This is a genomic window from Cellulosimicrobium sp. MI9406 (assembly GCF_040595865.1).
Classification (GTDB): Bacteria; Actinomycetota; Actinomycetes; order Actinomycetales; family Cellulomonadaceae; genus Cellulosimicrobium; species Cellulosimicrobium funkei.
This window is the reverse complement of the sequence record NZ_JALIZI010000010.1, coordinates 20,256-38,370: the sequence shown is the minus strand read 5'-3', so window position 1 is coordinate 38,370 and position 18,115 is coordinate 20,256. Positions and strand designations below refer to the sequence as shown.

The window sequence follows — 18,115 nt, the reverse complement described above, 5'->3', positions numbered from 1 at the left end:
CCCGGTCCGAAGACCGGGCCCGCCGTCGTCGTGCGGGGGCCGTCCGGGCGCACGCGGCGCCCGGACGACCCGTCAGATCACTCGCACAGACCCACCGGGTCCCACGAGCCCCACGTCACGGAACCGGGGAGCTCGCCCTTCGTCCACCACTGGGCCGTGTAGTTCACGCCCGCACGGGACACGGTCTGCCCGCCGGTGTAGACGGCCTCGCGCGACCAGGCCGGGGCGCAGACCGCCGCCTCGACCTCGGGCGCGGTGCCGCAGGGGCCGATCTTCTTCCAGGCGTTGCTGGCGCCCGGCTCCTGGTTGCGGGTCCACCACTGGGCCTTGTACTCCGTGCCCTCGTGCGAGACGACCTCACCACCGGTGTAGACGCCCGTGCCGTACCAGGGCACCGCGCACTCCTCGGCCACGCCGGGACCCGGGGTCGCGGCGCGCAGCGTCGAGCCCAGGGCGTCGCCGAGCTCGTTGCGGTAGTCGCCGGAGAGGTCCCACCACATCGCGCCGCCGTAACCCTGCGTCGCGACGAACTCGGCCTTCGCCGTCACCGACGCCGGGTCGTCGTAGCTCCACCACTGGTCGCCGTTGTACAGCCAGCTCGCGCCGATCTTCGGGTCGAAGAACTTCTTCCCGCCGAAGGAGCGCAGCTCGGCGTACGTCTTGGTGCCGACGTACCCGGCGGCGGGCTGCCAGCCCTTCGTGCCGTCCTTGACGCCGTACCAGCCGTGGCCGTAGGCCGCGAGGCCCGCGTTGATCTGCGACGGGTCCGCGCCCGCCTTCACGTACATGCCGAGCGCGCCGTCGAGGCCGAGGCCCCAGTTCTCCGCGCCGTCGGGGTGCAGGTTGCCCTGGTGGCCCGTCTTGTTCGGGACCCAGCCGCCGTGGAAGTCGTAGCCCTGGACGTTGAGGAAGTCGACGACCGCGAACAGGCGCGGGTCGAGCCAGCCGCCCTGCCCGGCGTTCCAGCCGCCCGCGGGCGCGAACGCCGTCAGCAGGTAGTCCTGGCCGGTCGTCGCGCCGCGCGCGTCGAGCTCGGCACGGAACTCCTCCATGAGGAGCAGGAAGTTCTCCTTGTCCTCCGGGCGGACGTTCGCCGTCTCGCCGCCGGTGACCGGCCACTCCCAGTCGATGTCGATGCCGTCGAAGATGCCGGCCGCGACGCCGGGGCCGCCCTTGCCGTCGACGACCGGCAGGTTGCCGTCGATGTAGAGGTCGAGGCACGAGTCGACCAGCCGCGTACGACCCTCGGCCGTGGACGCCGCCTCGGAGAAGTTGTCCGACCAGGTCCAGCCGCCGAGGGAGACGAGGATCTTCGTCTCCGGACTGACGGCCTTGAGCTTCTTGAGCTGGTTGAAGTTGCCGGCGAGCTTCTGGCCCGGCTTGTCGGCCTTGCCGTCGACGGAGTCCGCGGCGGGCACCTCCGCGACGAAGTCGTTGAGGGGGTCGCCCTCGCCGGGGACGTCGGCGATGTCGCACACCAGGTCGGTCGTGACGTTGCCGAACGCGTAGTTGATGTGGGTGAGGTCCTCGATCGCTCCGGTGCGCACGAGGTCGGCCACGTGGAAGTCGCGGGTGACGCGCGAGTCGGCCATGACGTAGCCGACGCTGCGGAACCCGTTGATGTCCGACGGCCCGGCGACGGAGGCCGCCGGCTTGGCCGTGGGCTGGGGCGCCGCCGCGGCGGGCGACGCGAAGGTGGCGGCCGTGAGGGCGAGCGCCCCGACGACGGCGGAGGCCGTGACCACGCGCGAGCGTCGTGGCGAGGTCCTGGCGAACGAGCGGCCGGGGGCAGCCGCGCTGGGTGTCGATCGATCGGTCATGAAGGCCTCGTTGCTCTTCGGCCCGGGCTGGGGATCCCGGGATTTGTTCGGTCTCCTGCAAGATACCCGTGCGCATCCCCGAAACGCCAGGGTCCGAACGAAACCGTTACCGCTGTCGGTGGCAGGGCGCAGAGTAGGGCGGTGAGCTTCGACCGTGCGCCGCACGCCCCGTTGCTGCGCGCCCGCCCGACGATCGCGCACCTCGACGCCGACGCGTTCTTCGCCGCCGTCGAGCAGCACCAGCGGCCGTCCCTGCGCGGGCGGCCGGTGCTCGTCGGCGGCGTGGGGCCGCGCAGCGTCGTCGCGACGGCGTCGTACGAGGCCCGGCAGTACGGCGCCCGCTCGGCGATGCCGATGGAGCAGGCGCGACGGCTGTGCCCGCCGTCGACGGTCGTCGTCGTGCCGCGGTTCGCCGCGTACTCGGCCTACTCGGCACGGATCATGGCGGCGCTGCGCGAGGTGACGGACCTCGTCGAGCCCGTGAGCATCGACGAGGCGTTCGCCGACGTCGCCGCGGCCGTCGGGCCGGAGACCGACCTCGAGGCGCTCGCCACGGGGATCCGCGAGCGGGCGCGCGAGCTGAGCGGCCTGCCCGTCTCGCTCGGGCTCGGGCGGTCCAAGCTCGTCGCGAAGCTCGCCTCGGAGGCCGCGAAGCCGGGCGGGGTCCGGGTCGTCGGGGCCGACGACGAGGACCCGTTCCTGCTCGACCTGCCCGTGCGGGCGCTGTGGGGCGTCGGCCCGGTGTCGGCCGCGCGGCTCGACGAGCTGGGGGTGCGCACCGTCGCCGACCTGCGCCGCCAGCCGCTCGACACGCTGCTCCTCGTCGCGGGCGAGGCGGGCGGCACCAACCTCTACCGGATCGCGCGCGGCTGGGACGACCGCCCGGTCTCCACGGTGCGGGAGCGCAAGTCCGCGGGCGCGGAGCACACGTTCGACACCGACCTCCACGGGCGGTCCGCGATCGCCGCGGCGCTCGACCCGGTGGTCGACGCCGCGCTGGCCCGCCTCGAGCGGCACGCCGTCGCGGCGCGCACCGTCGTGGTCAAGGTGCGCCTCGCCTCGTTCACGACCCTCACCCGCTCGGTCACGCTGTCCCGCCCGACGACCGACGAGGGCGCCCTCCGCGACGCGGCCCACCGCGCGCTGCGCCTCGCGGACGTCACCGAGCCCGTCCGCCTGCTCGGGGTCGCGTTCCACGCGCTGTCCGAGCACGCGCAGCTCATGCTGCCGCTCGGCGCGGACGCGGCGGAGGACCCCGCCGTTCCGATCGCCGCGGAGGTGGTGGGCGCCGAGGCGGCGGGCGATGAGACGGCCGGCACCGAGGCGGTCGGTGCAGAGTCGGTGGGTGCAGAGTCGGCGGGTGCCGAGGCGCCCGGCCCGGCCGCGACAGGCCCCGTCCGGACGACAGCGGCCCTCCTCGCCCCCGGCCTCGACGTCGCGACCCCGGCCGACGGGCGCGGGTGGGTCGTGCGCGTCGGCGACGACGGCCGTGTCGCCGTCCGCTTCGAGACCGCGCGGACCGGCCCGGGCTACCAGCGCTGGGTCGATCCGGAGGCGGAGGAGCTCGCGCTCGTCGAGCCGCTCGGCCCGGACGGCGAGCCCGTGCGCGCCTCGCCCGCGGACGACGACGCGTAGCCGCGAGCCGTCGCGCCCGCGCTCGCACCGCCCGCGCTAGTCCCGTCCGTGCTCGTCCCGACCGCCCTCGTCCCGTCCGGGCTCATCTCGTCCGCGCTCGCCACGTCCGTGCGCGCGCCGTCCGTGCGCGCGCCGTCCGTGCGCGCGCCCACCGTCCCGGTCCTGCCCGACGACGGGCGGTCGGCGCGCTCCCGACCGGGCCCCGCGCCGTCGGGCAGCCGCGGGACGACCCCGGCCGCGACGAGGAGGAGCGCCGCGCCCACCCAGAACGCGGCCTGCGGCCCGACGACGTCGCTCAGCCCGCCCGTCGCGAGCGCGCCGACCGCCTGCCCGGCCGTGAGCGCGACGAAGAGCGCGGCGGTCGCGCGTCCGGCGGCGTGCGGGCGCAGCACGGTGCCCCACGCGATGAGCACGCCGCTGAGGGCGGTGTAGGCGCCGCCGAAGAGAGCGCCCGCCACCGCCACGACGGGCACGCTGCCCGGGGTGAGTGCCAGGGCGGCGGTGCCGACCGCCGTCGCGACGGCCGTCGCGACCCAGGCGCCGCGCAGGCCGAGCACGCGGACGGCGTCGCCGCTGAGCGCGCCGAGGACCGCCGCCACGCCGAGGAGGCACCAGAGGGCCGCCGTCGTGCGGCCGGGGAGGCCGCCGGTCACGGTGACGAGGTCGCGCCCGAACGTCCAGACCGCGGCGCTGCCGACCCCGGCCACCGCGGCCGCGACCCCGGCGCGTGCGAGCGAGCGTTCGCCCGCGCCGCGGGGCGCGGGCGGCGACTCGGGGGTCGCGGGCCAGCGCGCGCTCCGGTCGACGACTACCGCCGTGACCACCGCCCCGACCGCAGCGGCGAACCAGACGGGCCGCCAGACGTCCGGCGCGACGAGCGTCGCTACCCCCACGAGCGCCACGCCGACGCCCGTCCCGGAGTTCACGACGGCCTGCATGCGCCCGGCCCGGCGGCCGTCGACCGTCGCGCCGACCGCGGCGACGAGCGCGGGCGACGCCGCACCGGCGGCGCTGCCCGCGACGAGCACGCCCGCCGCGAGGCTCGCGGACGACCACGACAGCCCGACCAGGACCGCCCCGGCCGCGGCGAGCGCCGCTGCGGCCCAGACGACCGCGCGCGGGGAGCGTCGGGCCATCGCGCGCTGCGCCCCGAGCGCGGCGGCGCAATACGCGGCGAAGCTGCCCGCGGCGATCGCGCCCGCGGCGGCGGACGAGAGGCCGAGCTCGGTCGTGAGCGTCGGGAGCTGGAGGCCGTACCCGTAGCGGACGACGCCGTACGTCACCGCGACGAGGCCGGTGCCCGCGGCGACCAGGCGGCCCGGGATGGGCGCGGCGGGGTATAACGATCGTTTCAGCATAGTGATCGTTACGCTATCCCCATGCCCCGGACCGACGCACGCCGACCGGCCCGCGACCGCCTGCTCGACGCCGCGGAAGCGCTGTTCGTCGAGCACGGGATCGCGGCGACCGGCGTCGACGCCGTGCTCCGCCGCGCCGAGGTCTCCCCCGCGACCCTGTACGCGCACTTCCCGGGCAAGGACCACCTCGTCGCGGCCTACCTGGAGCGGCGGCACGAGCGCTGGCGCGCCGCGTGGGACGCGGCGCTGGACCGCTGCGGTGACGACGCGGACGCGCGGATACTCGCCGTCTTCGACGCGCTCGACGGGTTCCCCACCGCGACGAGCACTCGAGGCTGCGCTTTCCTCGCCGCCGCGGTCGAGGTCACCGACCCCGAGCACCCCGCATACCGGTGGCTCGCCGCCGACACCCGGCTGCTCGTCGACCGGCTGCGCGACCTGGCCGCCGCGACCGGCGCCGGCGACCCGGACGCCCTCGCGGCCGCGCTCCTCGCGCTCTACGACGCCGCGCTCGCCTCCCGCACGCGCCGCGCCGTCGCGGGCGACGACGGCCCGACGCCCCTCCCGTGGCGCGACCTCGCAGCCGGGGCGGTCGCGCGCCACCGCGCCTGACCTGCCCGGCGCTGCTGATGCGCTCCCCCGCGTGCGCGGCGATCCTGGAGGCAGGGCCGCGTCACGACACGAGGGAGGCCCCGTGGAGTCCGTGCAGGGGAACGCGCCGCAGACCGAACCGCCCGAGGACGACGAACCCGCCGTCGACCCGCGGGCCCACGCCAACCGGTGGCGGGCGCTCGTCGTCCTGGCGGTCGCGCTGTCGATGGTCGTCATCGACGGGACGATCGTCGCCGTCGCCGTCCCGGACATCGTCGCCGACCTGAACCTCGGGCTGAGCGAGGCGCAGTGGATCAGCGCCTCGTACGCCGTCGTGCTGGCCGCGCTGCTGCTCTCGTCGGGCCGTCTCGGGGACCGGCTCGGGCGACGGCGGCTCCTCGTGGTGGGCGTCGTCGTCTTCCTCGCCGGGTCACTGCTCGCCGCTGCGGCCGACGACGGCGGCTCGCTCATCGTCGGGCGGCTCGCCCAGGGCCTCGGCGCGGCCGCGATCCTGCCCTCGACGCTGTCGACCGTGAACGCGACGTTCCGCGGCAAGGACCGGGCCGCGGCGTTCGGGGTGTGGGGCGCCGTCATCTCGGGCGCCGCCGCGGTCGGCCCGCTCGCGGGTGGGTGGATCACGACGTCGTTCACCTGGCCGTGGATCTTCCTCGTGAACGTCCCCGTCGGCGCGCTCGTCATGGTCGGCGCCTACCTCTGGGTGCCCGAGACCCGCGCCCACGCGTTCGCCCCCGGGCTCGACCTCATCGGGCTCCTGCTGTCCGCGCTCGGGTTCGGCGCGCTCGTGTTCGGGCTCATCGAGGGCCAGACGTTCGGCTGGTGGAGCCCGAAGGGTAACGTCGAGCTGCTCGGGGCGACCTGGCCGGCGTCCGCGCCCGTCTCGCCGACGCCCGTCTTCCTCGCCGCCGGGCTGCTCCTGCTCGTGCTCTTCGTCGTGTGGGAGCGGCACCGCGCGCGGGTGCGGCGGTCCGCGCTGCTCGACCTCACGCTCTTCCGCATCCCAACGTTCCGGTGGGGCAACGTCACCGCGACGACCGTCGCCGTCGGCGAGTTCGGCATCATCTTCGTCCTGCCGCTCTTCCTCGTGAACGTGCTGGCGCTGTCCACCATGGGCGCCGGGCTCGTGCTCGCGGCGATGGCGCTCGGCGCGTTCCTCTCCGGTGCGTCGGCGCGCCACCTCGCCGCCGCCGTCGGCGCCCCGCTCGTCGTGGTCATCGGCCTCGCGCTCGAGATCGTCGGGGTCGCCGCCGTCGCGCTCACCGTCACCGCGACCGTCTCCCCGTGGCTGCTCGCGGTCCTCCTCGTGGTCTACGGCGTCGGGCTCGGCCTCGCCTCCGCGCAGCTCACCAGCACGACACTCGTGCAGGTCCCCGCCGAGGAGTCCGGCCAGGGCTCCGCCACGCAGTCGACGGCGCGACAGGTCGGCTCCGCGCTCGGGACCGCGCTCGTCGGGACCGCGCTCGCCGTCCTGCTCGCGAGCGCCGTGCCCGCGGCCCTCGACGGCGAGGGCCTGCCCGACGCCGAGGTCACGCGCCTCGCCGACGCGACGAGCGGCTCCGCCGGCGACGTCATCGCGAAGCTGCGCGCGGAGGGCACGCACGGCGAGCTCGGGCCGCAGGAACCCGAGGTCGTCGACGCGCTCGCGTCCGGGTTCGCCGACGCGACGCGCGGGTCCCTGCTCGTCGCCGGGGCGTTCCTCGTGCTCGGCCTCGCGTCCGCGACGGCCGTCGTGCGGGCGTCGCGTCGGTCGGGGTGAGGGTCGGGCCCGACGCCGGAGCGAGGGTCGAGCGGCGCGGGGTCGCGCCGGGCCCGGGGCCGGGGCCGGGTCGAGCCGACGCGGGTTACGCCAGGCGGTGCCAGACGCCCTCGGACACGACCTCGACCGCGCCGTCGACCACGAAGGCGGTCTCGTCGTCGACCGCGTACGCCGGCCCGCCCAGGGCGGCGGCCCACCGCCGCGCCGCAGCCTCCGTGTTGTCGGGCAGGTCCGGGTGGCCCAGGTGGGGGAACATCGAGAAGTCGACAAGCCCCAGCGGCGTCGCGTCCTCGCCGTCGGGCGGCTCCCACCCCACGAACTCCTCGCCGATGCGCGGCGTCAGCGCCATGCTGCCGCCACTCATCCCGACGTAGACCGTCTCAGTGAGCGACGGCACGAGGTCCGCGAACCCCGACCGTCGCATCCAGTAGGCCAGGTAGCCCGCGTCACCGCCCGCGGCCAGCAGGACGTCCGTCTCCCGGACGAGCGGCACCCAGCGGTCCGCGGGGATGCTCGGCAGCGCCGTCAGCTCCAGCACGCCGACCGACCCCCACCCCAGCCCCGCCATGTGGTCCGACTCCCCCGTGATGAAGTCCCGGGCGTTCTTCCCCGGCCCCGCCCACGGGTGGCCGTACAACGCCGTCGGGATGCACAGCGCCGAGCACTCACCGATCGGCCGGCCCAGCAGCCCGACGAGCGCCCCCTCGATGGTCGGGTTCGTGACTCCCCCTGACGTAAGCAACAGCTTCATCGCGTCCTCCTGGCTCCGACGGTCTGCACCGCAGACCGCGGCGCGGAGGGGAACTCATCGCTGCACCGCCGCACGGCCCGAGAGTCTTAAGGCGACCGGCCGTCGTCCGTCACCGCGGGTGCTCGGCGCTCGCTACAGTGCGGTCACCGACGGCGGTCGTCGGTCGGACAGCCGGCGACAAGGAGAGCGCCGTGCGACCGGTATCAGTCCAACACCCCCGACTGGCCCGGATGGACGCGTGGACCTGGAAGTTCCGACTGTGGGCCCCTCCGCTGATGGGTCCGCCGTTCCTGGTGTCGGCTGTCCTCGTCCCGGTCCCGCCGGGCATGACCGCCTTACTGCTGGCGGCTTTCACCCCCAGCACGATCGTCCTGATGTGGGAGCAAGCACGGACCCGCCGATGGCATCCCCCGGCGGACGAGAAGACGCCCCGACGGATAGCAGCGGGCGCCGTCGCGGTGGTGACGGCGCTCGTGGCGGCCTACTACGCCATGCGAATGTGGGGCGGCATGGGCTGCGTCCTCGGAGCGATCGCCCGGTACGGCGCGATGTGGGCCGCTGCCCGGCACATCGCCGCGCAGCTGCACGCTGTGCAGGAGCGACGAGCAGCAGCGGCACAGCCGACAACCGTGGGGTGACGAGCAGCGGAGCGCTCGGCGCGCCCCGGCCGGGCCATGGAAGTCCGAGAGAGCGACCGCCACCTCCGCATGACGAAGGGCCCCACAGCCGCAGGATTCTGCGGGCGGGGCCCTTCGGGTGGCGGTAGCGGTGGGCTTGGATGGTCGCCTTCGACGTCGTAGGTCGAACCCGGAAGAAAACGCATCTGACATGCGGCGATACTCAGGAGCAGTCTGGACTGGTCTGCGTCTTGGAGCACGGGATCTGTCGCCAAAACGGAGGGAAAGAGGTGAGGCATCCGGCTACACCCGGAGGGATGCAGAACCGGTCGCCCCTGCGGAGCGGCCCCCCGGCTTCGGGGCGAAGCCCGGGGGCGCCACCAAATACCCATGGCCCGACCTGCGCATATACCGGAGATCGGGCCACGTCGCCCTCGCGATGCGCCACCAGATGTGCATGGGGGCGAGCGTGATCCCGAAGGGTCGCGCAAGAGACATGGCGGTGCGCATCGCCCACGGTCCGGTGGCCTGGATCTTCCGGCATCCGGCTCAGGAGCAAGGTGGGGCGCCACCAAATGAACATGGCTTGACCTGCGGAGACGCATCGCGGACCCCCTCAGGCACACGGGGCGCCACCAAATACCCATGGCTTCCGGAGCTCGGAGGCTCCGACGCGGGCGGTTGGTAGGCGGCAGCGGCACGCACGGGGCTACGGGTGCCGCCCGCCGTGACCGTCCGCAGGTTACGGAGCGCAACCCCGGTACCGCTCCCCAGCGACGACGACGCGGCGGTCGGGCAGCGCGGTCGAGCGGTGGGGTGCGCGTAGCGAGCGCAGCGAGCGGAGCGCGGGGCCCCACCGGGAGGCCGCGCAACTGGCCGCCGCGACGTCGTCGCCTTCGGCGCGATGACGGGGGCGCCACCAAATACCCATGGACGACGCGCGACAAGCCGCCGCGCCTCGTCTCGCTGTCCGTGGACGACGCCGAGCGCGCGCCGGGCTCGGGGCGCGCGCTCCTTGAGTCAGTAGGGAAACTACTCACGCCACCTCGTGAGGAGACGAAAAGAGCACCGCGGCACCGAGTTGAGTCCGTAGCGGGAGTCGACCACAACTACACAGACCCCTTCGCGAGGAGCTTCAGGGCGATCCTCCGCACTCGGCGACGGCCTCCTCCGCGATGCCGGACTCTCTCATGGAGCGGAGCGTAGGCCGTAGCATGGCTCCAGACAGGATGACCAGGTCCGACACGAGGGGCGTAAATGGCGACTAAGCGGTTCTTCATCTCCCATGCCGGACCAGACAAGCCCATTGCCCTAGAGTTGAAGGACCAATTGCACGGTGACGCTTGGGTCGATCTGCACGAAATCGACCTTGGCGACATTCTTTGGCACGAAATCAGCGACGGGATCGAGGCCGCCACGGACTTTGTCCTGCTCTGGTCGCGCCACTCCGCCGCATCGAAGTGGGTGCAGTACGAGACAACGCTCGCGTTCACTCGATACCTCGAAGACAGCGCCATCGCACTTCGCATTGTCTGCCTTGATGACACGAAACCTCCGCTTCGGTTCCGGCCTTTCTTGCAAGCAAGGAACGCCAAGACCGCCCACGAAATTGCTGCTGCTCTGAGTCGAACCTCTCCGGCGCCTGTTCCAAGGCGCCGCTTCTTCAATCGCAACGATGAGATCGGGCGGATTGAAGAACTCCTATATGACTCAGAACACGTAGCCGTATGGATATGCGGAGTACCAGGAAGCGGTAAACGCTCTCTTGCGCACGAAGCACTGCATCGACTCACCGCTGGATCCGGAACCGTTGCGACCATTGTGGTTACTGAGGGAACCGCAGAGCCAGAACTGAACCTCAAACTAGCTTCCGCTGTACATTCAGTACCCGCAGACTCGGATGCCGACCTGACCACACTTGTGGCACATAGTCACGGTCTCATTGCCGACTTCGTCGATGCCGGGGGCGTACTCGTATTCGAAGACGCCGAGCACTGGATCACAGAGGACGGCTCATATGGTCGCCTCGCCGCTCAGGTCGTCGACGCGGTCTTCAAGCCTGGCGAGAATACCGATCGACTCATCGTCTTCACATCACGCAGACGCCCAAAGGCGCAGCAGGCCATGGCAAGCTTCTACCTCCAGGGTCTTGCTAACAAGCACGCACTACCACTCCTTCGATCCCACGGGGCGATCGGAAGTGACCCTGAGTTGACCGAGATTGCGAAAGAACTCGACGGACACCCTCTTGCCCTCGAGGTAATCGCGCCCCAATTGCCACTCGCGCCCACAGCCCTCATGGATAAGCGTCATGAGATAGCCACCGACCTCATCGACCCAGCGCGCGTCGCGCCATCGACATGGCATCTTCTTGAGGCGCTCTCTCTCGTAGATGGGCCACTGAGCGGTGAGGATCTTGCCGCGGTGCTTGGCCTATCTGCGGAGGACTTCAACGCTGCCGTAGATGAAGGCACTGAGTATTCGCTCGTTCGGATCGGACACTCAAGAACCCTGAGTCTTCACCCCCTGCTCCGAGACTACTTCTTGCGGTCCTACCGTAAGAATCCGGAGTACACGGAACGGACCGATGCCCTAGCCAGCCTACTCGTCGAGCGCCTCTCGGCCATCTCGACGACAGACGAAACCTACGTCGCAACGCTTCTCTCTACCGTTAAGGTTCTTGGTCTGGCCGGTCGCCTCGGCGAAGCCCGTGATCTTCGACAAGGGCTCATCGGAACGCTGTACCAGACCGGGCTCGAACTGTTTCAGGAGCGGAGGTACGACTTGGCACTGCAGCACCTACAGGAGAGCCTCACAGGGAACGCCGAGATCGACCTACCTGCTAACCAGGTGATCATCAAGACCCTGGCTAGTCTCGGCCGGCTTGCTGAAGCGCGCGAAATTGGAGACCGGCTGGTAGCTGAGAACCCACGAAACGGCGCCGTTCTTCGTGATCGCGGGCGGGTCGAGCAAATTGATCGAAAGTGGCGAGAGGCTATTCAATGGTATGAGCGCGCTATCCCGTTCCGCAGGAACGCCGCACAGCTCTATGCAGACATCGCACAGGTTCGAATTCGGCTTGAGGATTGGCCCGGAGCCGCAGCAGCGGCAAAGACAGCAATAGACACGGGCGGTGACACGCCCTACGCTCTCTCCATCTACTCGCAAGCGCTGGAAGCGCAAGGGCTTTTCCCTGAAGCCAAGGAGATGATGATCCGCGCGGTCCGCCGCGAGCCGAACAATCCACGATACCGCCACAGACTGGGCCGAATCGCGCTAAGACTTAACGATCGGCCTCGGGCCATGGAAGAGTTCAAGCGCACTATAGAAATCGATCCGAGTTTTGTTGACTCGCAACTCTCGCTAGCCAGCATGCAGATCGACGACGGCGCAGTCGAGGATGCGAAGGTCTCCCTAGCCGCCGCAGAGAAATCTCCGAGCGCGCCCCGCGCAGTGGTACTCAACGTTCGTGCCAAACTGGCGCTAGCGGAGCGCGATCTGTCCGGAGCTCAGGCGACCGTCGAGGAAGCTCTCAAGGCGCAACGTGATTCACAGAATCTCGCGCTAGCAATCAGGATACTGATTGCACGAGCGGAAGCAAATGAAATGTCGGTGGGACAGGCTGCCGCGCAGGTGAAGTTGCTTGCCAAGGAGTTGGATAGCACCGGCGGCCTCGCGCTGGTACTGGAACATTCGCAGCGCCACCCGAAGTACTTTGAGTAGCGAGCACCTGTGAATTTGCTGCCAGCAGCGGATCTGTCTCCTGGGAAGGAGTAGCACCATTCGCGTTCGTGAGTCCAGTCGCTGCCTCCGGTCTGCCCCAGGTTGGTGCGGACGACGAGTGCCGCCCATTCCAAGCCGCGAATCTCCCCCGTCGCATGGCGGAACCCGTTTGCCTTTTCCTCTTCGAAATGCAGTACGGGGCGCATCGCAACTTGCCACAAGGCGGTCCGATCGAGGGTGACAGCCCACTGCGCATATGGACCGCGCGTGTTTAGTCCCTGGTGGAGGGCCCAACGCAGTTCCGCGGGGGAGATATCCGAAGCACAGACGACGCGACTGCTGCCAGATCCTGTCACGCAGAACCCGCGAAGGAGCGCACCCGAGACGGGTTTACTCAGCAGCTGCTCAGCGGGAAGGCCACGCACGGCAGGCGGAGCTTGCCCACTCCCGCCGGGTCCGCGCGGTCGTCCAACAAAGCGGGTCAGTATGGGCGCGGTCGGCAGGTAGATTCTCTCGTCAGGCTCCAACGGCTACGTGCCGGTCACATCGGGTTCCGGCATTCCTCATTTGCGTCACCGAACCTGGCCCGTGGCCCTGGACAGCGGGTGAACTGGGTAGCGGGGACCCGAATGGAGGCTTCTGTCTTGCCGCCTACTCGTCGAGCGAGCTGACCGCGTGGACTCCGGTCATTTCCTCGATCGCGCTCTCGGCCTCGGCGATGGCCTCCGTCTCCATGGCATCGGCTTCGGCAGACATTTGGCTGGCGCTCTCGCACAGGTCAGCGATGCGACCCTCGTCGGAGGGGTCAAACCTCGGGATCGGTACCTCGCGAATATCCACCGGGTCCAGGTGCGGGATGGATGTGCCCGAGGCATGACGAATAGCCAATGGGCGCCCGTACGTCTCGTGGGCCAGCGCCGTCTGCAGGTACCCGATCCGGATTTTCTGCGGGTCCGGCTCGATGCGGATAAAGTCGTCGGACCCAAACACTCCCCGGTGCTGCTCATTAAGGATCATCGTCCTGCCCAACAGCCCGTAGGTTTGGCCGGAGCGGGCCATGACGAGGTGCCCGGGCTGGAGCATGTAGCGCTCCGGGTCGTCCAACAGTGCGGAGTAGATGCGCTTTGTGACAGGCGCGTTCACGTCGAACAACTCGCCAGCACTGCGGTACGGCGTGCCGTTCTCGCCGAAGTACCGCTTGAATCGGTTGCCGAGCGTGACTGATTTTGTCGCCGATCCAACCGTGTCGACCCCTCGAGTCGCCGCCGCGCGGATCAGGGACTCGATGATGCGGAAGTCCGACCGGAAGTACTGACCTTCGAAGCGGCGGCGCCCGAACATTAGCTCGGTCGCATTGACCTCCTGGAACACCTCCTGGGCCACGGGTAGTCCGGTCGGGTTGATGAGCCTGGCGTACTCGGCGTCTGCCGCGATCTGGGTGCGGCGCGACTCCTGACGCAGTTCCAGCGCGCGGGACGCCTTGTGCCCGATCAAGGCCCGCGTGGACAAGTCCGGCATCACGACCGGCATTGTCAGCACGTGGGCCGCTTCAAGATGCTTGATCATGTGCCCGTACTGAGCAGAGCGGGCAATGGAGTAGAACGTCGGCGTGCGCATGTAGGCGTACAGCCACCCGTAATCCGAGGCATTGTGTGGAACGATGCGCAGCAGGTCGTGCGTGATGACCTTGTGCAAATGCTCGTCGTATACCGCCGTGAGCTTACCGACCTCTCCGGAGCACGACAGCAGCAGCCACTCCTTTTCGACCTGTCGCAGGACAGCGTCCCTAACCATGGCGGTGGCGATCCACTTGCGCACGCGCGGGCGCGCCTCGAACACTTGCCCGGCGGAAAGGAATGGCAGCCCCTTGCCGGCGGGCACGACGTACCCCTTGAGCCGGGAAGGCTGCCACACCCTGGCCAGGGTGCTCAACGGGACGCTGATGCCGTCCTTGGTCTCAATGCGCTTGCGCAGGCCGTAGCCGTCGGCCAGGTAGGTGTGCGCTTCCAGGCGCCGGTCGCCGGACGAGAACAGAGATACGGCGACCTCACCCCAGGCGACCGAGCGGTCTAGGTCCTTCAAGTGCGTCGGAGTCGGGGCGGCGGTAGTCATGCGCTCATCCATTCGCGGAAGGCGTCAGCGATCTCCTTGGTGTTATCGTCCACAACTCGCGCATGGGTCTTGAACGACTCTTCTTCGACCCGGTCTTCGTCCACAGTCACGGCGTCCTCGACCTCGGCCACGACCTCGAAGCCCTCGTCGTCGCGCACGTAGATGGTGTTCCCGCGCTTGTCGTGCCCGATGCGGTCACAGATGGCCATGAACACCGGGTAGTCCGGCATATAGCGGCGTTCCTCATCAGACTTGCGACGCACGACCAGCACCGAGGTCTGCACGCTGGTGCCCGGCTGGAAGGTGTCCGGGTGCAGGTCTACCGAGGCCAGGATGACGGTGTTGTCAAGCAACCACTGGCGCACGAACCCGAGGCCGGGAGAGCCGAGGATGCCGTCGGGCAGGACCATCGCGGCCACTCCACTACCGGGCTTGAGGAATTTCACGCACCGCTCGATGAACAGAATCTCGGGCGGACGGGAGGTAGTTTCCGGTCGCTTCGACCAGGTGTCCTCGTCCTCGTCGTAGACCCACTGGTGCCCGAGTTCATACTGGTCCAAAATCGCCGGGTCGTCGATGGGGATCTTTGAGCCGAAGGGGGGGTTGGTCAGGACCACGTCGACCGAGCCGATGAGTTTGCGATTGCGCAAGTCGTCGGCCCAGGTCGGGGGTGCTGCCAGTGAGTTCGCCTGGTACAGGCCGCCGGACCCATCGTTGTTCATGACCATGTTCATCTTCGTGGCCTTGACCAACTCGGGATTGAAGTCCAGGCCGACAAGGTTGTTGCTCAGGAAGTGCTGGACCCGGGTGCGGATCGCGTTCTCCCGGTCGGCGGGGCGACGTCCAGAAGCGAGCACCTGCTCCTTAATGCCGTCCACAACGTAATTCATAGCCGAGATGAGGAACCCGCCCGTGCCGCAAGCCGGGTCCAGAACAAGCTGATCCTCCTTGGGATCGGTCATGGCGACCATCATGTGAACCACGTTGCGTGGGGTGAAGAACTCACCCCGGTCCCCGCGTAGATTCGACCCGACGATCTCCTCATACGCCTTTCCCTTGACGTCTACATCAGACGAAAGCAGGGAGTACATCTGAAGTTGGGTAACGATGTAGGCCAGGATTGGTGGCTGCAGTTCGATGACGTCGGCCGCCTTGAAGATCTGCGGATACTCGGCCTTTACGTGCTCAAACAGCGCAGCGATGCGCTTCTTTACGCGGCCCTGGCCGAGCGCCGACCCGCGCTCGTCCGGGGTGGCGTAGAACTCGGGTCGCTCGGAGTTCCGCTCGTCATCAATCTTGCAGAAGATCAGCTTCAGCAGTTCCCAGAAGGCGCCTTCCTTGTGGATTCCCTGGTTGCCGGAAATGTAGTCATGAGAGCGGCGGAAGGCGAACAGTAGCGAAGCCGAAGCAGCAGGGCGCAACTGCTCGAAAGAGGGCCGGTCGACCTCTTCATCGGCGCCATAGCGCGGAAGATCCGGGATCTCGGGGAACCGACGCTTGCCACCCTCGATGACCGAGCGGTACGCCTTCATGCCACCGGTGGGCCCGTTCGTCCACATCCCGACGCTGACGTTCGGGCAGGCAGCCATGTAGCTCTGCAGCTGGCGCACGCCATCATTGCGGTCGGACTCGTTGGTGCCCGGCTTCTTGCACTCCACCAGTAGGTAGACGTTCTCCTGACTGCGCGCTTCGGGTGCGGTCCCGGAAGGGAAAATAGCAATGTCCGCGCGGACATTCCTGGACCCAATCCGCATCGGCCATTCGACCGCGATGTCTTCCTTCGGGTACTTGTACTCGCGCACCAGGGACTTGAGCGTCTCCTGACGCACGTACTCCTCCGGAGTATCGTTGCGTAGCGTGCCGTTGATGAAGTCCAGCACCTTGCCGGGAGGGACGATGGCAAATCCGTCGTCGCGGACAAGGGCGGAAGTGGTCACGAGGACTCCAACACGGTTGGGGTGGAACAGGGACGATGCCGACAAGCGGCACACCGCAACCCTACTTGACCACCGACCGCACACCCGTTCGAGCGACCGGCCTAAACATCCTGGGGCCCTCGCAGCCCGGCAGAGCCTACTCTGTCGCCGCTAGCGACTAGCTCCCTTGGCTCAGGAGGCGGATCTCATCCGTGCTCCGCCTCCCAGATGGTCGGGCACGGGTGTACGGCTCCACGGACTGACACAAGGCCGACCCGCTACCCAGATTCGACGCTCACAAGGGTTGCGATCAGCGAGGCGTGCACTCCGGGGACCGCCGCGAGGAGGTCGCGCCCGTCGAGTGCATAGCGCGTGCCATCCGTCTGGCTGACGACTGCGCCCGCCGCCCGGGCGAGGGCGATACCTGCGGCGACGTCCCAGGTGCGGTTCGCATCTATGACGACAGCATCGAGTCGGCCAGCCGCCAGCCACGCGAGGTCGGTCGCAGCCGACCCGAGCATACGGACACGACCTACCGACTCAGCAAGCCTCTTGATCATGCCGAGCCGTCGCTCGTTCTTCTCAGTGCTTCGTGGCCCGGTGGCGAAGTCGCCCATCGAGACGACGGCCTCACGCGCATCTGACGTCGTCGAAACCCGTACGTGTCGATCGTTGAGCCAGGCCATACCGCCGCGTGTGACGTAGCGCTCATCGTGTGCAGGCAGCGCAATGGTGCCGGCTACCGGTGCCGCATCCTCGATGAGAGCAAGCGACACCCCGTAGTTGGGCAATCCACGCGCGAAGTTCGTTGTCCCGTCGATGGGGTCAAGACACCAGTATCGGTCGCGGCTGCCGGTGTGGCCACGCTCCTCGCCAAGAAAGCCCAACCCTGGGGTCTCACGCGCGAGGTGCTCCCGGACGGCGTCTTCGATCGCGAAGTCTGTGGCCGTCGCAAAGTCTCGATCCGTCTTGTATACGCGGTCGCCGTTGACTCCCGCGTGAAGGATCGAGAGCGCGAGGTCGATCGCGCTCTCCGCAGCCCGTTCAGTCTCCGACAGCACGACCGCGCTCCCATGACTCAGCGAAGATGCGTTCGAACACCGGAAATAGCCCATGTGGCTCCGCATCATCGGGCTCGATCAGGAGCGTAGGTGCGTCCAGGCCGCGGAGATTCGGGAGATAGAGCTGCACTAGGGTGCGGGTTGAGTCGACCGTGGTGATGTTGAAGCGGACTGGCTCGTCGTAGGTCCGCACGTGCACCCGCTCACGCGCCTCGGGCGAGAGCCGCCTCCGGAGTCGCGCTACGGCGAGCATGTTTGTTCGTGTGAGCTCGGCGATGTGTCCGACGGGTAGTTCTTCCTCGGCCTCCCGCGCGGCCGTCGCATCGCCGTCCGGGTCCAAGAACAGGCATCGAAGCGTGAGCCCGTTCTCGACGAACTCGGCGAGCGTCACGTCCGACACGCCCTGACACAGAGCGTTGAGACTGAGCCCCATAACATCGACTCGCTCAGCGTTGGCAAGCGTCTTAAGCACGGGCATGGCTGCCTGAGCCTCCGATCGCGTGGCAAAGACGCCACGAACGTCCCGTGTGGTGAACGAACTCACGGCGCCGTGAGGCCTCAGTCGTTCGTGAACAAGGGTCTCGAGCCGACTCAGAGCACCGCGAAGCTGCTCGAGGTCTGTTGCTTCCTTGGGATCGGACTCCGATGTGGAGCCAAGTCGGGAATCGAGCGAGATTCCGTAGAGCGACGCGGCCGCGAGGACGACGTCCGCTGGGGGACGAGCGCGGCCCTTGATCCAGTTGCTCACGGCCGACTC

12 protein-coding genes are annotated in these 18,115 nt (G+C 69.0%); 5 read left to right on the top strand and 7 right to left on the bottom strand.

Annotation, left to right across the window (positions count from 1 at the left end):
* Positions 1-77 precede the first annotated feature (77 nt).
* Positions 78-1,745, bottom strand: a complete 1,668-nt coding sequence (locus MT994_RS17390; protein ID WP_031316338.1) for a glycosyl hydrolase family 18 protein — start codon at positions 1,743-1,745, stop codon at positions 78-80.
* A gap of 216 nt (positions 1,746-1,961) precedes the next feature.
* Between MT994_RS17390 and MT994_RS17385 the strand changes: the two genes are divergently transcribed.
* Positions 1,962-3,455 (top strand): DNA polymerase IV, encoded by a 1,494-nt coding sequence (locus MT994_RS17385; protein WP_354807267.1) that lies wholly within the window; start codon positions 1,962-1,964, stop codon positions 3,453-3,455.
* Here the strand turns inward: MT994_RS17385 and MT994_RS17380 are convergent.
* Positions 3,350-4,813: a YbfB/YjiJ family MFS transporter gene (locus MT994_RS17380; RefSeq protein ID WP_354807265.1), complete on the bottom strand. Its 1,464-nt coding sequence runs from the start codon at positions 4,811-4,813 to the stop codon at positions 3,350-3,352. The genes MT994_RS17385 and MT994_RS17380 overlap by 106 nt on opposite strands.
* Positions 4,814-4,834: 21 nt before the next feature.
* Here MT994_RS17380 and MT994_RS17375 point away from each other — a divergent pair, with 21 nt between their 5' ends.
* Positions 4,835-5,425, top strand: coding sequence for a helix-turn-helix domain-containing protein (locus tag MT994_RS17375; protein ID WP_354807264.1), 591 nt, complete (start codon positions 4,835-4,837; stop codon positions 5,423-5,425).
* 82 nt (positions 5,426-5,507) lie between these two features.
* Positions 5,508-7,178 carry a DHA2 family efflux MFS transporter permease subunit gene (locus tag MT994_RS17370; protein WP_354807262.1) on the top strand — a complete coding sequence of 557 codons (1,671 nt, stop codon included), beginning with the start codon at positions 5,508-5,510 and terminating at the stop codon, positions 7,176-7,178.
* A gap of 85 nt (positions 7,179-7,263) precedes the next feature.
* Here MT994_RS17370 and MT994_RS17365 read toward each other — a convergent pair whose 3' ends face one another.
* Positions 7,264-7,929: a Type 1 glutamine amidotransferase-like domain-containing protein gene (locus MT994_RS17365; protein ID WP_354807261.1), complete on the bottom strand. Its 666-nt coding sequence runs from the start codon at positions 7,927-7,929 to the stop codon at positions 7,264-7,266.
* Between the two features lie 230 nt (positions 7,930-8,159).
* Between MT994_RS17365 and MT994_RS17360 the strand changes: the two genes are divergently transcribed.
* On the top strand, positions 8,160-8,567 hold the full coding sequence (locus MT994_RS17360) for a hypothetical protein (RefSeq protein WP_354807259.1): 408 nt from the start codon (positions 8,160-8,162) through the stop codon (positions 8,565-8,567).
* A 1,236-nt stretch (positions 8,568-9,803) separates the two neighbouring features.
* Positions 9,804-12,269, top strand: a complete 2,466-nt coding sequence (locus MT994_RS17355; RefSeq protein ID WP_354807257.1) for a TIR domain-containing protein — start codon at positions 9,804-9,806, stop codon at positions 12,267-12,269.
* 651 nt (positions 12,270-12,920) lie between these two features.
* Here MT994_RS17355 and MT994_RS17350 read toward each other — a convergent pair.
* The 4 genes from MT994_RS17350 to MT994_RS17335 all read right to left on the bottom strand — a co-directional run bounded on the left by MT994_RS17350 (position 12,921) and on the right by MT994_RS17335 (position 18,106).
* Positions 12,921-14,381, bottom strand: coding sequence for a hypothetical protein (locus MT994_RS17350; protein WP_354807255.1), 1,461 nt, complete (start codon positions 14,379-14,381; stop codon positions 12,921-12,923).
* Entirely contained in the window at positions 14,378-16,318 is a 1,941-nt protein-coding gene (locus MT994_RS17345) for an N-6 DNA methylase (RefSeq protein WP_354807254.1), read from the bottom strand. Before MT994_RS17345 ends, MT994_RS17350 begins: the two co-directional genes overlap by 4 nt.
* 257 nt (positions 16,319-16,575) lie before the next feature.
* Entirely contained in the window at positions 16,576-17,358 is a 783-nt protein-coding gene (locus MT994_RS17340; protein WP_354807253.1) for an inositol monophosphatase family protein, read from the bottom strand.
* Positions 17,342-18,106, bottom strand: a complete 765-nt coding sequence (locus MT994_RS17335; RefSeq protein WP_354807252.1) for a DUF5919 domain-containing protein — start codon at positions 18,104-18,106, stop codon at positions 17,342-17,344. The genes MT994_RS17340 and MT994_RS17335 overlap by 17 nt, the downstream gene beginning before the upstream one ends.
* Positions 18,107-18,115 lie beyond the last annotated feature (9 nt).

Coding starts and splice junctions, on each gene's coding strand:
- MT994_RS17380 (WP_354807265.1), bottom strand. CDS start 4,813: ATGCTGAAACGATCGTTATACCCCGCCGCGCCCATCCCGGGCCGCCTG.
- MT994_RS17375 (WP_354807264.1), top strand. CDS start 4,835: ATGCCCCGGACCGACGCACGCCGACCGGCCCGCGACCGCCTGCTCGAC.
- MT994_RS17365 (WP_354807261.1), bottom strand. CDS start 7,929: ATGAAGCTGTTGCTTACGTCAGGGGGAGTCACGAACCCGACCATCGAG.
- MT994_RS17360 (WP_354807259.1), top strand. CDS start 8,160: ATGGACGCGTGGACCTGGAAGTTCCGACTGTGGGCCCCTCCGCTGATG.
- MT994_RS17355 (WP_354807257.1), top strand. CDS start 9,804: ATGGCGACTAAGCGGTTCTTCATCTCCCATGCCGGACCAGACAAGCCC.
- MT994_RS17350 (WP_354807255.1), bottom strand. CDS start 14,381: ATGACTACCGCCGCCCCGACTCCGACGCACTTGAAGGACCTAGACCGC.